This is a genomic window from bacterium, from assembly GCA_037128595.1.
Lineage (GTDB): Bacteria > Verrucomicrobiota > Kiritimatiellia > CAIKKV01 > CAITUY01 > JAABPW01.
Genome location: JBAXWB010000007.1, coordinates 1 through 14433, shown reverse-complemented (window position 1 = coordinate 14433; position 14433 = coordinate 1). Strand labels below are relative to the sequence as shown.

Annotated in this window: 15 protein-coding genes; 13 read left to right on the top strand and 2 right to left on the bottom strand. The window is 57.1% G+C overall.

What is annotated here, in order from left to right; all coding sequences use genetic code 11:
* Positions 1-13: 13 nt before the first annotated feature.
* Positions 14-2311, bottom strand: coding sequence for a hypothetical protein (locus WCS52_05405; GenBank protein ID MEI6166612.1), 2298 nt, complete (start codon positions 2309-2311; stop codon positions 14-16).
* A 170-nt stretch (positions 2312-2481) separates the two neighbouring features.
* Here WCS52_05405 and WCS52_05400 point away from each other — a divergent pair, with 170 nt between their 5' ends.
* A complete protein-coding gene (locus WCS52_05400; protein ID MEI6166611.1) occupies positions 2482-4404 on the top strand; it encodes a family 20 glycosylhydrolase in 1923 nt (640 codons plus the stop codon).
* Between the two features lie 52 nt (positions 4405-4456).
* Complete coding sequence (locus tag WCS52_05395) at positions 4457-5269, top strand: 6-phosphogluconolactonase (GenBank protein MEI6166610.1); 813 nt, start codon at positions 4457-4459, stop codon at positions 5267-5269.
* Positions 5270-5345: 76 nt separating this feature from the next.
* On the opposite strand, the gene WCS52_05390 is transcribed toward WCS52_05395, so the two are convergent.
* Positions 5346-6143, bottom strand: coding sequence for a DeoR/GlpR family DNA-binding transcription regulator (locus tag WCS52_05390; GenBank protein MEI6166609.1), 798 nt, complete (start codon positions 6141-6143; stop codon positions 5346-5348).
* 191 nt (positions 6144-6334) lie between these two features.
* Between WCS52_05390 and WCS52_05385 the strand changes: the two genes are divergently transcribed.
* Genes WCS52_05385 through WCS52_05335 form a run of 11 tightly spaced genes read left to right on the top strand, consistent with a single transcriptional unit; the run spans position 6335 to position 14432 of the window.
* On the top strand, positions 6335-7363 hold the full coding sequence (locus tag WCS52_05385) for a Gfo/Idh/MocA family oxidoreductase (protein MEI6166608.1): 1029 nt from the start codon (positions 6335-6337) through the stop codon (positions 7361-7363).
* Positions 7360-8394, top strand: coding sequence for an alcohol dehydrogenase catalytic domain-containing protein (locus WCS52_05380; protein MEI6166607.1), 1035 nt, complete (start codon positions 7360-7362; stop codon positions 8392-8394). The genes WCS52_05385 and WCS52_05380 overlap by 4 nt, the downstream gene beginning before the upstream one ends.
* Entirely contained in the window at positions 8394-9221 is an 828-nt protein-coding gene (locus WCS52_05375) for an FGGY family carbohydrate kinase (protein MEI6166606.1), read from the top strand. Before WCS52_05380 ends, WCS52_05375 begins: the two co-directional genes overlap by 1 nt.
* Positions 9158-9874: an FGGY-family carbohydrate kinase gene (locus WCS52_05370; GenBank protein MEI6166605.1), complete on the top strand. Its 717-nt coding sequence runs from the start codon at positions 9158-9160 to the stop codon at positions 9872-9874. Before WCS52_05375 ends, WCS52_05370 begins: the two co-directional genes overlap by 64 nt.
* Positions 9862-10797: a shikimate dehydrogenase gene (locus WCS52_05365; protein MEI6166604.1), complete on the top strand. Its 936-nt coding sequence runs from the start codon at positions 9862-9864 to the stop codon at positions 10795-10797. Before WCS52_05370 ends, WCS52_05365 begins: the two co-directional genes overlap by 13 nt.
* Positions 10794-11345, top strand: a complete 552-nt coding sequence (locus WCS52_05360; protein MEI6166603.1) for a glucose-6-phosphate isomerase family protein — start codon at positions 10794-10796, stop codon at positions 11343-11345. Before WCS52_05365 ends, WCS52_05360 begins: the two co-directional genes overlap by 4 nt.
* Entirely contained in the window at positions 11342-11710 is a 369-nt protein-coding gene (locus WCS52_05355) for a hypothetical protein (protein MEI6166602.1), read from the top strand. Before WCS52_05360 ends, WCS52_05355 begins: the two co-directional genes overlap by 4 nt.
* Positions 11707-12066, top strand: a complete 360-nt coding sequence (locus WCS52_05350; protein MEI6166601.1) for an MBL fold metallo-hydrolase — start codon at positions 11707-11709, stop codon at positions 12064-12066. Before WCS52_05355 ends, WCS52_05350 begins: the two co-directional genes overlap by 4 nt.
* Complete coding sequence (locus WCS52_05345; GenBank protein ID MEI6166600.1) at positions 12063-12926, top strand: sugar phosphate isomerase/epimerase family protein; 864 nt, start codon at positions 12063-12065, stop codon at positions 12924-12926. Before WCS52_05350 ends, WCS52_05345 begins: the two co-directional genes overlap by 4 nt.
* A 58-nt stretch (positions 12927-12984) precedes the next feature.
* Positions 12985-13353: a four helix bundle protein gene (locus tag WCS52_05340; protein ID MEI6166599.1), complete on the top strand. Its 369-nt coding sequence runs from the start codon at positions 12985-12987 to the stop codon at positions 13351-13353.
* A gap of 44 nt (positions 13354-13397) precedes the next feature.
* Complete coding sequence (locus tag WCS52_05335) at positions 13398-14432, top strand: hypothetical protein (GenBank protein ID MEI6166598.1); 1035 nt, start codon at positions 13398-13400, stop codon at positions 14430-14432.
* The last annotated feature ends 1 nt before the right edge of the window (position 14433 follow it).

Below are 14433 nucleotides of genomic sequence, written 5' to 3'. Positions count from 1 at the left end.
CTTCTCGAAATCCTTATTTCATGATGGACGCTTCTAACGATATGATCGCAGCCGCCAACTTAGCGCGCGACTGGTCGTACCAGGCGGAGGTCACATCCGTCGTGGCTTTGGTCAATTCCTTGGCGTCCAGTTTCCTGTCCTTGAGACTGGTGTCTGCCTCGATCTGCATGGCCGGACCGCCAGCCTTGTTGCCGTCGAGATCGACCACAGACAGGACTTCGTTCAACACTTTGATCGCTTTGTCGGCTTCAGCGCCATGCCCCTTGTCCCGGGCTCGCTGTGCCCGGGAACGTAGCGTGTAGACGTACCGGTAGTCGTCCACGCCCTCGCGCAGCGCTTCCCATTCCAGGGTGGGATCGTGGGTGGCAGAAGTCATGGAGGGATAGACTACGGTCCAGTCGCGGTTATCGCCGTCGAGGTCGTTGAACGGATCGACTGCCACTTCGCCGTAGGCATAGAACTGGCAACTGTATGCCCCCAGTTTGGCAAAGTAATAACCGGCCCGGTAACGGTTGGCCGAGGGATCGACCTCGAACCCCGGACAGTAGAACATGAGCGTCTGCTTGTTCGACACCACGCCCGCCACGGTCTGGTTGTTGAGATACGTCAGGTTGTAGCACACGTCGTCCAGGACCGGGCCCAGGACGGATACTGCCTTGGGGTTGGAGGTGATGTAGGTCCGCGCGCCGGGCACATCCTTGATCCATGTGCAGGAATACTTCGCCTGAGCGATCACCGGGTCGGCATGCGGTTCATCCACCGGAAAGAAGGCCGTGTCCTCGAAACCCGCCGCCTTGGCCACCTGCAGTTCTTTCGCGATCACGTCGGCGTGCTTGCGCCGTTTTGCCGGATCACCCTCCGGTTTTTTGGGATCGAGCGTCGCCAGGGGCGCAATTCCCTCCGTGCTTATGATCAGCGGGGACCGGTAGCCTAGACGCTTCAGCAGTTCAAATCCCTTGACGACCGGACCCCAGTCCAGTGTGTCGGCAACTGGATAGTAGGGCATCATGCCGGAAACCAGCGTGTCCATGCCGTGATCGTGCATATCGCGCAACTCCATCGGACAGGGATTGATCAAATCCGCATAGTAGAATTGCCCGTGCGTGGCATGATTAGGGTGCTCAAGGCTGAATGGATAAACCGTCATGTCTATCGGCACGACAAACGTCCCGCCCTTCTGACTGGTGATGGTCATGGTCCCGCTATACTTCCCTGCCGCTGCGTCGGCCGGCACGGTGAAGGTCAGGCACGCCATTTCCAGGCGGCTGGTGCTAACCGCTTGGGACGGCGCCTCCGCCAACTGTTCCAGGCATACCTGATAGTCGGCACCCCAGGACGCGCCGATGCGCTGGGGACTGTAGACAGCCCAGCGTACGGGGATGTTTGCTAGAGTTACGGAGTGCGCCGAGCCATTCAGATCGCTGAATTTCACCGCGACCGCTCCCAGATCCTTCAGCCCGCGAACCGCCACCAGCAACGAGTGGGACTGCCCGGGACAGAGGCTGACATGCTTGGTGTCGGTCAGTTCCTCCGGCCGGGGGTTCGAGTTCTCGAAAAGCCAGCGATTGATGGGCGGGAAGAATACACGGAACCCGCGCGACTTCTCCGCTGCCGTATAGTCGGCACAAGGCCCGGGATCGGGGAGCCCCAGGTTCTTGAACCTGGGCAACAGTCGGGCCAGGACCGCGTTCCGCCGGTCCGTTTCGGCCTGCAGGGCGGCCGCCGCCCGTGCCGCCGTGCCCGGCAACGGCGAGGCGGCTGACCACAACGTGCAGGAGGCGACGGGTACAGGAGCCTTGATATTGTTGAGAGCGAACCGGAAACTCTGGCCGTCCTGATTCCGCATCATTGAACGCCGGATGATTACGGTTTCTTCTTTCCACTGGCCGTCCGCCGCGCCGCCGATGGAGCCGACATACCCTGCGCCGTAGAACCCGCAGCCGCCCTTGCCGGCGTACACAAAGATCGGTTTGGAGGCGATGTCCTTAAAACGGAACGTCAGGTAAAAGGGGTGCCGGATCGCGCCATCGTCCTGCGGATCGAAGTCGAACGCGGGCATTACAAAGCCCACCTGATACACGTTCGGCATGAGGGCTCGGAAGCGGGTGGCTCCCTCCTGGCCGGCCGCGCCGATCCGCTCGGGCTGCGTCACGTGACACGGCTGCGACTCATTCACATCCGCCGCATCACCCCAGTTCCATTGACAACGCATCTCGCGTGCCACCATGTTGGTGTCCAGTGCCCAACCCGGAGTGACGGTCAATCCAAGCAGTCCCGCGAGAATTGCCCCATTCAAATGCCGTGTTTTCATGTGATGGCTCCCGATCTTATTCTTTGTAAATATTGGACTAAACGATAACAATGCGGCTTGACAACGTCAATGGAAATAATCCATATGTACACGGTAACAACACGTCGTCTGCGCCAAGGAAAGTATGAGTAGAAGATTGCTAATGGCCGGGAAGGGTTTGGGGCACTATCATGGAAAATGGTAAACTTTTTTGGTTGAAGGAGGGAACGCCAGCGGAACTGCATACCCTGTTGGGGGCTCTGGCGGATGAATACCCCATTATCGTCGGTAAAGGCCGGGGTGGAGTCCAGGTTCAGTTTGTCAAGTCTCAGACGAAAGGCCTCTCTGCCATCCGAATCAATGAGTCGGTTGCCACCATTGAATATGACCAGGTCAGCATGGCGGCCCGCGCGCTCGGCGCATTAATGGCTGGGGTCGAATCACGGGAAACCACGGTGTTCAAATCGCTGGGTGTCATGCTGGACTGCTCCCGCAACGCTGTGATGACCGTGGCGCATTTCAAGCGCTGGCTGCGGCGTCTGGCGTTAATGGGGTATAACCAGGCCTCACTTTATACCGAGGATACCTATAAACTCCCCGGTGAACCCTATTTCGGCTATATGCGCGGGGCTTACACCGAACCGGAACTGAGGGAAATCAATGCCTATGCGGGCTCGTTGGGTATTGAAATGATCGGATCTATCCAGACTCTTGGCCATTTGCAGCAGTTGCTCCGCTGGGCGCCTTACGCAGGAATCAAGGACACTTCAAGCGTCCTGCTTGTCGATTGTGACGACACCTATAAGCTGATTGATAAAATGGTGGCGTTATGTAGCCGCGTATTCGGAAGTCGCAACATTGCCATCGGCATGGATGAGACGCATGACCTGGGGCGGGGGCGTTTCATGGATCGTTTCGGGTATGAGCGCGGCTTTGATATGTTCAATCGACATCTGGGTCGGGTGTCGGAAATATGCCGTCAGCATGGGCTCAGACCGCGAATCTGGTCGGATATGTATTTCCGGATGGGTAACCGGGACATGGACTATTATGCCATCGATACAAAGATCCCGCCGGACGTGAAGGCCAAAATCCCCAAGGACGTCGATTTGGTGTACTGGGATTATTATCACCATCACAAGGGGTTTTATGTGGACTGGATCCGGCGGCACCGCGACCTTGGGCACGAGCCCATCGTGCAGTCGGGCGTCTGGACCTGGAATGCTTTATGGTACGACCATCAGTTGACGCTGGAAACCATTCAGCCTTGCATAGAAGCCTGCACGGAAGAAAAGGTGCAGGCCCTCTCTTTTACCCTTTGGGGCGATGATGGCGCCTTCTGCGAAATGGATTCCAGTTTTGCGGGACTCTGCCTGGCGGCGGATCTATGTTTCGGCGGCGGGAACGAGGAACTTGTTGCTCGAAAATTCAAGGCCATCTGCCATGCCAATTATCGCAATCATGTCGCCTTATCAACCCTCCAGTATCCCTGTGGGCTCCAGCACGGGCACATCGAAAAGCACATGCGGAAGTGGGACGACCCCCTCTTCGGGGTCAAAAAGATTTCAGGGCATTTGCTGCTTTGGGATGATCCGCTACTAGGGATTAACTGGAACAACAATAATACCATCAATCCCCACTGGGTGGACCTGACCCGGGAAAATTATGGCAGGATGCTCCGATCGCTTGAAGCCCCGGCGAGGGACAACCATAATGCGAGCATCATGCATGGTAAGGTGTTGGCGGAGGTGATTCTGATGAAGTTGGACTTTCGCCAGGCCCTGCTGAAAGCCTATGCCGAGAGGGATAAGGACGGCCTTGAGACGATTCGAAAAGTCATGGTCCCGGCCATGGTGAAAGCCCTGAATGCGCTTTTGCGGTCCTTCCGTTCCCAGTGGATGAAACGCAATAAGCCTTTCGGTTTTGAAGTCATTCAACTCCGGCTTAACGGATTGATCGGGCGGTATAAGGAAATTGCCGTTCGGATCAATGAGCTTAATCGTGGATCCAGATCGTCCATTGAGGAACTTGACGAGATTGCTCCGGAAGAACATGGGGGTGGAACAGGATTGTCCACCTATCAATTCTTCGTTTCCGGCTCTGTGATCATTTGAACCGCACAGCCTCGGGCGCAGCAACGGGCCGCGTGATGGGGGAAACGGTAAGTTGGCATTGATTAAAAATAGGGTGGGATTGATGAACAGGTATGGCAAAACGCGGGTTATTGTTTGCAGCGATGCGAACGAGTTGGGGCGGAAAGCTGCAGGGGCCGTTGCCGATGCAATGCGGATAGTCCTGTCACAAAAAGCTGAAATCCGTGTGGTGTTTGCGGCGGGGGAGAGTCAGGGCACTTTTCTCGCGGCCCTTTCGAAGGCGCCGGGACTCGATTGGAAGAGAATCATCTGTTTCAATATTGACGATTTCTGGGACATCCGGATGCCTGGGAAATTTACATGCGGTGCACAAACCACGCGGGAGCTCTATCGTCTCGTCAAGCCGCAGACGGTCAATCTTGTCCGGTTCAATGCCCCAGACCCGGAAGCGGAATGCGCTCGTTTTGAGGCACTTCTCAGGGCGCAGCCGCTTGACATCGTCTGTCAAGGGATCGGTACGTCAGGCCATCTGGCTTTGAATGAACCGGGGCAATGTCAGTTCAATGACGAAATGTGGGTGCGCCTCGTTGAGTTGGTTCCTCAGTCAAAAAAACAGCTTATGGCCGATCCGAATTTCAAGGAACTCGGCTATATTCCCGAGAAGGGGATCACCATGACGATTCCTGCGATCTTTTCTGCGGCGCAGGTGTATACCATGGTGCCGCTGGCTTTAAAAAAGCCCATTCTTACGCAGCTTGCGGCGTTGACTGCCCCTGTTGAGTTGCTGCCGGCATCTATTCTTCTCGAAAAGGAAGGGACTCTCTTTGTCGATGAGGACTCGTGTCCCGATCTTTGGCGAGGTTGCCAAAGCGAAGACAGAAAGTGATTCCGTTTATAACAAGAAAGGGATAATCCCGTGTCGCCTAAAGAACTTCTTATCCATACCCTGCAGCGAAAGCGCCTCATGCCACCAGGACGTCGATACCAACCTTTTCGAGGCGAAGTTTTTCAGCCTCGTCAATACGGTCGGTCACGAGGATGTTGATCTGGTCGGGCATGGCAAACCGGGCGAACGAGACTTTGTTGAGTTTGGTATGGTCGCAAAGCAGGACCACCTTACCGGCAATCGCAACCATTCGCTTTTTGGTTTCCGCCTGATTAATGTCCGGGGTGGTTGCGCCCTTGGTGAGGCTGAAGCCATTCGCTCCCATGAAGGCCTTGTCGGCAGTCAGGCCGGTGATGAGTTCCCGTCCCTGCAGGCCGAGGGTGCAGTGGAACCCTTTGCGGAGGACGCCCCCCATGAAGATGACATTCACGGTTTCGAACTCTTCAATCACCTGGGCAATCATGAGATCATTGGTGACCACGGTCAAGTTCTTGCGCTCGTGAAGACACCGGGCCAACTCGAGTGTCGTTGTGCCCGTGTCCAGAATGATAGTGTCCCCATCCTCGATCAGGCTCAACGCCCGGCGGGCAATCTGGCGCTTCTCATTCTGAAAATGAACTTCTTTTTGCTGCGATGCCAGTTCAAAGCCGGTTTTGGTTTTAGCAATGGCTCCGCCATGCGTTCGGATCAACCTCCCGGCGCTATCGAGATCCCGCAAATAATTGCGCACCGTGGCACCAGATACACCCAAGGATTTGGACAGGGCCGTGACCGTGACTTTCTTCTTCTCTGTCACTTCCTCCATAATTTTGAGTTTTCGTTCTTCGGCGAAGAGTCCGTCGTGGATTGCATCAGGGATATTGATCGAAGTCATATTGTTTCCAAGATATCGTTACCAGCTAGGGAATACCACGTGAAAATGACAAATCAAATAGTAGATCGCAAGCAAATAAAAGCAAAAATAAAAGAAATAGTTATAATAATGGTTGACTAAACTGTGAAATATTAATAATAAGAAAAGAAACGAATGCATTCGAAAGCAAATGATCGTTAAATGGTGGGAGCATGATGATCAGTAGTAAACAAGCGTTGGGAATAGCCGTTATTGGGTTAGGTCGAGCGGGTATGATTCATGCCCGCAATTTCGCGGCAGGCGTGTCTGGCGCTAGGCTGGTTGCGTTGGTTGATCCCTTTGCCGAATCATTGGCGCGGGCGGCTAGCGAGTTAGGTGTGGCGCGTGGTTATTCAAGCGTGTCGGATGCCATGGCGGATCCGAACATTGACGCGGTGGTGATTGCTACCCCTACCGCAGAGCATTGCCGGATTGCCGTGGTGGCGGCGCGCGCCGGCAAGCATGTGTTCTGTGAGAAACCCATGGCTATGAATGCCGTCGAATGCCAGGAGATGATCTCGGCAACGGAGGCGGCCGGGGTGCACCTGCAGATTGGGTTTATGCGGCGGTTTGACCGCAGTTTTGCGATGGCCAAGGAGCGGATCGAGCGCGGTGAAATCGGGCGGGTGGTGCAGGTGAAATCCCTCACTCATGGCCCCAGCACCCCCAAGCCCTGGATGTATGATATCCGCCAGAGCAACGGGCCCCTGGCGGAAGTGAACAGCCATGATATCGATACGTTGCGCTGGTTCACCCAGAGCGAGTTCAAGACGCTCTACGCCATAGCGGGCAACTACCGTTGCGCTGAGGCCCGGCGTGAGTTCCCTGATTTTTATGACAACGTGCTCCTGACGGCTTCCTTCGCCAACGGCATGCAGGGGATGATCAGCGGGGCACAAGGGGCGAAATACGGGTATGATGCACGGTGCGAAATCCTGGGAACCGAAGGCATTTTATTTGTGGGACACCTGGATGATTCCTCAGTTGTTTCGTGTACGTCGGCAGGCCTCTCCCGGCCTGTGGTCAGGAGTTGGACGGACTTGTTTCTGGAGGCGTACCGGGCCGAGGATGAGGATTTCGTCCAGTGCATTCGGGAGGGGCGTCCGCCCCGCGCCACGGGCCTTGATGGTCTGCGGGCCGTCCAGGTGGTGAATGCGGGTAATGAGTCCATTCGCACCGGAAAGCTGGTTACCCTGTCATGATCGCCGCCACTTATACACAGGGCCGGAAACTGGACATCATCGAGGTCCCCGTGCCAACGATTGGCGAGGGGGAGTCTCTTTTGAAAGTTGAAGCGACGGCCATTTGCGGAACGGACACTAAGATCGCCCGGGCCGGGCATCGCAAACTCAATCCCGGCCAACGGATCATTCTGGGCCATGAATTTGTCGGATCGATTGTGGCCGGAGTGGGGCAGGGCAGACGTGTGGGCATCGCCCCGAACTGGGGGTGCGGGAATTGTCCCGCCTGCATCGGCGGCATGGCCAACATGTGTCCCGATTTTTCGGCCTTTGGCATTAACACCGATGGTTCACACGCGGCCTACGTCCGGATCCCAGCGGCCGTTGTGGCGCAGGGCAACATGGTGGATTTGCCGGAGGGAATTTCCTGGGCGGAAGCAGCGCTGGCCGAACCGCTTTCCTGTTGCCTGAACGGCCAGAAGGCGGCGCGACTGGCGCCGGGCGACACTGTACTCATCTATGGCGCCGGTCCCATGGGGATGCTGCATGTCCTGCTGGCGGTTGCCAGCGGTGCGGCACAGGTGATCCTCGCCGATCCCAATTCCCTTCGGTTGCAGCAGGCCGGGCAGATAGCCGATATCATCCCGATCCGATCCGACACTCAGTCCGTTCCCGACGAAGTCACGCGCATCACCGGCGGGGCAGGTGTGGATGTGGTTCTTGTGGCGGCGCCGGTTCGGGCGATTGCCGAGGAAGGGTTGGCCATGCTGGCGCCCTTTGGCCGTCTGTGTTTGTTTGCCGGACTTCCCAAGGATGACGCCCACGTCCGCCTCGATGGTAACCTGATCCATTACCGCAATCTCTCGGTGGTTGGAACCAGCGGAGGCTGCACGAATGACTATCGCACGGCGATGCGGTTGATTGCCGGCCGCCGCGTGGACGTCCGTCCGGTGATTTCACACACGTTCCCGCTCTCCCGCCTGAACGAGGCTTATGATGTGGCGTTCTCGGGAAAATGTATGAAAGTCGTGATCACAGGGGAGAACGCATAATGACAACCGTCTGTCTCATCGGTGTGGACATTGGCACGCAGGGTACGAAGGCGGCGCTCTTTACCGGTACCGGCAAATGTCTGGCCATGGCCTTTCAACCATCGCGTCTGCACCGCCCCAAGCCCGGTGTTGTGGAAGAGAATGCCGACCAACAGGTCGAATCTGTTTGCAACACGATCCGGCAATGCGTCCGTAAAGCGCGGGTAGGCAACGTGGCCGGGATCGGGATTGCCGGCCAGATGGCCGGAGTGATCGGGATCGGTGCGGATGGTTGCGCGGTGACGCCCTATGATTCCTGGCTCGATACACGGTGCGCGCCCTATATCGCCAGGCTACCTGCCGACATTGTGATCCGCAAGGCCGGTGGGCCGCCCAGTTTTAACCACGGACCGAAACTGCTGTTGTGGAAGCATGAACGCGCCTCGACCTACCGGCGCATCCAGGCGTTTGTTCAGCCAGGTGGCTATGCGGTGATGCGGTTGTGCGGGCTGGATGCCGGCCACGCCTTTATTGACCACACGTATCTTCATTTTTCCGGCTTTGCCGACAATCTGCGGCGGGTTTGGAATACTGACCTATGCACTCAATTCGGCATTGATCCGGCCAAATTGCCCCGCATCGTCCAGCCGCAGGAGGTTGCTGGGGGTTTGACACCAGCCATGGCGCGGGCCTGTGGACTTACGGCCGGAACACCCGTTGTCGCAGGTTGCGGTGACACCGCCGCCAGCTTTCTTGCCTGCGGCGCCCACGTGAAGGCATTTGCGTGGATGTGGCAGGCACGGCGTCGGTGTTCGCGGCAACGACAGCGACGTACCGGGCGGATGTGAGGCACAAGATGCTCGGGTGGGGCCGGTCTGCGGTTCCCGGATTGTGGCATCCCTACGCCTACATCAATGGCGGCGGAATGAACCTCGAATGGTTTCTCCGGGAATTCGGAGGAGGAACAGGTTTTAAGGAACTGGACATGCAGGCGGCGCGTGTGGTGCCGGCTGGAGATCTGCCGTTCTTCGTGCCACATCTGGCAGGGCGAGTGACTCCGAGCCAACCGCTTCTGCGGGGCGCTTGGGCGGGGCTGACCTGGGAACATTGTAAGGGGCACCTGTACCGGGCCATTCTCGAAGGCGTTGCCCTGGAATACGGAATTTACAGAGACGTGTTGCGGGAACTGTGTCCGGACTACCGGCTGCGCGAACTGCGCATTACCGGGGGGGGCGAAAAGAGTCACGTGTGGAATAAGATCAAGGCGGATGTGCTGGGTTGCCCGGTGACGCAGATGACGCGGCCTGAAGGCGCGCCTCTGGGAGCAGCGCTGGTGGCGGGATTAGGTGTGGGGATTTTCACGGATTTGCATGCGACGGCGACCACATGGATCAAGACCGGCTGTATGACGGCGCCGGACCGGAAAAAGACCGGCTATTACGGAAAACGGTTGGCAAAATATCAGAACTTATTAAAGGAGATGAATCAATGGAGTTTGTAAAGGCAGACAAACCGACGATGTATTTCATAGGCGTGACGACCTCCAAGTCGTCCATTATGAAGGTCTTTCCCGCCTGGGCCAACTATTTGAAACTGGGGGATGTGGTCATCAAGGGTTTCGATCTCAAGTTGCACGATGAGCCGGCGCGTTACCGTGAAGTAGTTGAGTTCATCAAACGCGATCCACTCTCACTTGGTGCGCTGGTGACCACTCACAAGATTGACTTGCTGAAGGCCTGCCGTGACCAGTTCGACGAACTGGACGAGTATGCGCAGCTGATGGGCGAGGTCAGTTCGATTTCCAAGCATAACGGCAAACTGGTTGGCCATGCAAAGGATCCGATCACGAGCGGATTGGCTCTCGAGGCCTTCCTGCCGGCGCGGCACTTTGAGACGACCGGTGCGGAGGCCTTTGTGCTGGGTGCGGGCGGTTCGGCCATCGCCATTACCTGGTACTTGATGAATCGCCCACAGGGACCTTCAAAGATCATCGTCGCGAATCGTAGTGGTGCACGGCTTCATGAGATGCGGGAAATTCACGGGAAACTGCATTCCCAGATCCCGGTCGAATACCATGAGACCCCTCGCCCAGGAATGAGCGATGCCCTGATGGCGCGGCTCAAGCCAGGATCCCTGGTGGTGAATGCAACCGGTCTGGGGAAGGATGCCCCCGGTTCACCCCTGACGGATGCGGCGGAATTCCCGGAACAGGGACTGGTCTGGGAATTCAATTACCGGGGCGATCTGATCTTCCTCGACCAGGCGCGCCGGCAGGAGCAACACCGCCATCTGTTGATCGAGGATGGCTGGGTCTATTTTCTTCACGGCTGGACGCGGGTTGTCGCCGAGGTATTCCATGTGGACATCCCGGTGCGCGGACCGGTGTTTGAAGAGATATCCAAAATCGCCAAGGAGGCAAAATGATGCAACCCTTTACCGTGACCATCGACTTCGCCGAAAATATCATGCGTGGCGCCGACAAGCATAACATTCGCCGGGCTTCAGTCATGCGCGGTTATTACCAGGATGCGGACGCCCTGGAAAAACTCATTCAGGACGGCCATGACCCGTTGCATTACGAGACCTACGAGAAGCAGGTGCCCGAGGAGTATGGCCATCTGCTGTTTTGCATCAGCAAAATCCAACCGGGCCTCGTGGGAGAAGAGTACTTCATGACCAAGGGGCACTATCACACTCGCGAGAATACCGGGGAGATTTATCTCTGCGTTCAAGGCGGCGGCTTCATGGTGATGAAGACGAAGGAAGGCAAGTTCGATGCGCAACGCATGGAACGTGGCAGCCTCGTCTATGTGCCGCCTTACTGGGCGCACCGGTCGGTCAACACAGGCAATGAGCCGTTGACGATGCTGGCCATCTGGCCGGCCGACTCAGGGCATAACTATGGCGACATCGAGAAAGAGGGATTCCCGAAACGGGTGTTCCTGAGGAATGGGAAAGTGGTCATCGTATGAGCGGACGTATTCTGGTGACCCCACGTTCCCTGACCAAAACCGGCAAACATCCCGCGCTGGAGTCGTTGAGCCGGGCAGGGTTTACCGTGGAGTTCTGTTCGGCGGGTGTGTCGCCCTCGGAAGACGAACTCATCTGCTTGCTGCCCGGCTGCGTTGGTTATCTGGCGGGAGTCGAGCCGGTGACGGCACGGGTGCTAGAGGCGGCGCGGGATTTGAAGGTGATCAGTCGCAACGGGACCGGGGTGGACAACATCGATCTGGATGCGGCAAGAAAACACGGGATCCGGGTTTGCCGGGCTGAAGGGGCGAATGCGCGGGGAGTGGCGGAACTGGCGATTGCGTCGCGCATGAGCAATTGCAGATGAATGCACGTGGTGAACATCATTGGCTTGGCTATATCATCCGGATGGCGGGCAGGGCGATTTATCATTCGGGCGACTGCGTGCCGTATGAGGGGTTGCCGGAGCGGCTGGCGGCCGAGCGGATTGATGTCGCCCTCCTACCGGTGAACGGGCGAGGCAAAGGGGTGCCCGGTAATTTTACATTTGAGGAAGCCGTGGCCTTATGCCGTGCCGCGCAGATTCCTGTTCTGGTTGCGCATCATTTCGGGATGTTTGCCTTCAATACGGTGGATGAAACAGAACTGAAACGGAAGATGGCCGGCCTTGCTCCGGGATTGCGTGTGATTATGCCCTGTGTCAACGAGAGGTATGACTTATGAACAAGATTGGAATTTATTACGCCTATTGGACTCATAACTGGAATGCGGACTTTGTACCGTATGTGGCCAAGGTGAAGAAATTGGGTTTCGATGTGCTGGAGGTCAATTCGGGCACGGTGGCCAATATGACCGTGGCGCAACAGCGCCGACTGCAGGGAGCCGCTGAGGCGGAGGGGATTGAACTGACCTCCTGCATTGGTCTTCCCAAGGCGTTCGATCCCGCCTCTGCGGATAAGACTACCCGGCAGCGCGGCATCGCGTTCCTGAAGAAGCAGTCGCAGGCGTTGGCGGCGACAGGTATCCGCGAACTGGGCGGCATCGTTTACAGTTACTGGCCGGGCAGTCTGCCCGAGGGAGAGACAGACAAGCGGCCTTACTGGGATCGCAGTATCGAGAGCATGCGCGAAGTCATGAAAACGGCCGAAGACTGCGGCGTCACGTTCCACATGGAAGTGGTGAATCGCTTCGAGCAGTACCTGCTGAACACCGCTGAGGAAGCGGTACGGTATGTCAGGGAAGTAGGCAGCCCCAACTGCACCGTGCTTCTCGACACGTTCCACATGAACATCGAGGAGGACAGCTTTGCCGGGGCGATCAAAACGGCGGGTAAGTATCTCGGTCATCTGCACATTGGCGAGACCAACCGCCGTGCGCCGGGGCGCGGCAAGATCCCCTGGGCCGAGGTCTTTAAAGCGCTGAAGGCCATTAAGTTCAAAGGCTCAATCGTTATGGAGCCGTTCCTGATGCCGGGTGGCGAGGTCGGACGTGATATCAAGGTCTTTCGCGATTTACGCGAGGGGCTCGATCTCGACCGGGAGGCGGCTCGGGCATGCCGGTTTGTGAAGGGGATGCTGGCGTAGGAGTCAGGAGTCAGGCGTCAGGAGTCAGGCGTCAGGGAATATTGAGAGGAGGAGAAGGATGGCTGTCAGGAATGTTACGGAACTTGCTGTGTATGAGAAGTCGTATGAGCTGGCGATGCGGATATTCCAGGCTAGTAAGAGGTTCCCACTGGAGGAACGGTATGCGCTAACCAGTCAGATTCGTCGTTCATCGCGATCCGTCTCCATGAACTTGCGTGAAGCGTGGGCCAAGAGGCGTTATCCAGCGCATTTCGTCAGCAAGTTGACGGACTGCGATGGAGAAAACGCTGAAACCGCCACCTCGCTGGATTTTGCCAGAGATTGCGGTTATCTGGCAGTTGAAGAGCATCGATCACTTTTCGATGGGAATGTCGAGGTGGGACGCATGCTTGGGGCCATGCTCGTGAACCCGGAAAAGTATTGTTAATTTGACGCCTGACGCCTGACTCTTGACGATCGAAAGGAACTTGTATGAGAAAAATAAAGGTTGGTATTCTGACATTTTCGGATGGACGCGATTATATTCACAAAAGCCTGGAGCCCTTGAATCGCCGCTATCAACAGGGACTGGCCGCCGCCTTGGAGAAGGCGGGCGTGGAGGTGGTTCAAGGTGAAGAAATCATCTGGAACCAGCAGGTGGCCCAGGCCGAGGGGCGGCGCCTGACTCAGGCCGGGTGCGATCTGACGATCTGCAACTACGCGATCTGGTGCTATCCGCACCTGACGGCGGTGGCCACCGCCTTCGCCCCGGGTCCTTATCTGCTTTTCTGTAATGTGCATCCCTCCGAACCGGGTATGGTCGGCATGCTGGCGGCGGCCGGAACCCTGGCCCAGGTCGGCCGGCCACATACCCGTGTCTGGGGCCGGATAGAGGAAAAGGCTGTGCTGGCCAAGGTCATGTCGTTCATCAGGGCGGCCGGCGCGCTCTCCCTGCTCAAAGGGCAGACCTACGGCCTCTTTGGCGGGCGGCCGCTGGGAATGTACACCGCTGTCTCGAATCTGGATCAGTGGCAGAAGATGTTCGGACTCGATGTCGAGCACATTGAGCAGGAGGACATCGTCCGTTACGCGAAGAAGGCGGACTCCAAGAAAGTCGACCGGGCGTTGGCCTGGTTGGAGAAGCATGTGGGCCACATCGCCTACGATGGCAAAGGGCTCACCCCCGAGAAACTCAAACTTCAGATCCGCTCATATTATGCCTATCGCCAGATCATTGCGGAACGCAGACTGGACTTCATCGGAACCAAGGCGCATGGCGATCTGACGGAAACGTTTGTCACCGTGGATGTTGCCGAGGCGTTCCTGAACGATCCGTACGACTGGGATGGCCCGCACGAGCCAATTGTGGCGGCCACCGAGGCGGACATGGATGCGGCGCTGACGATGCAGCTCTTTAAACTCATCAGCGGCGAGCCGGTACTGTTTTCCGATGTGCGTCACTACGACAAGAAGCCCGCGCGCAACCAGCTAATGCAACACCTGTTGTATGAAAAGGTCACGCGGTAAG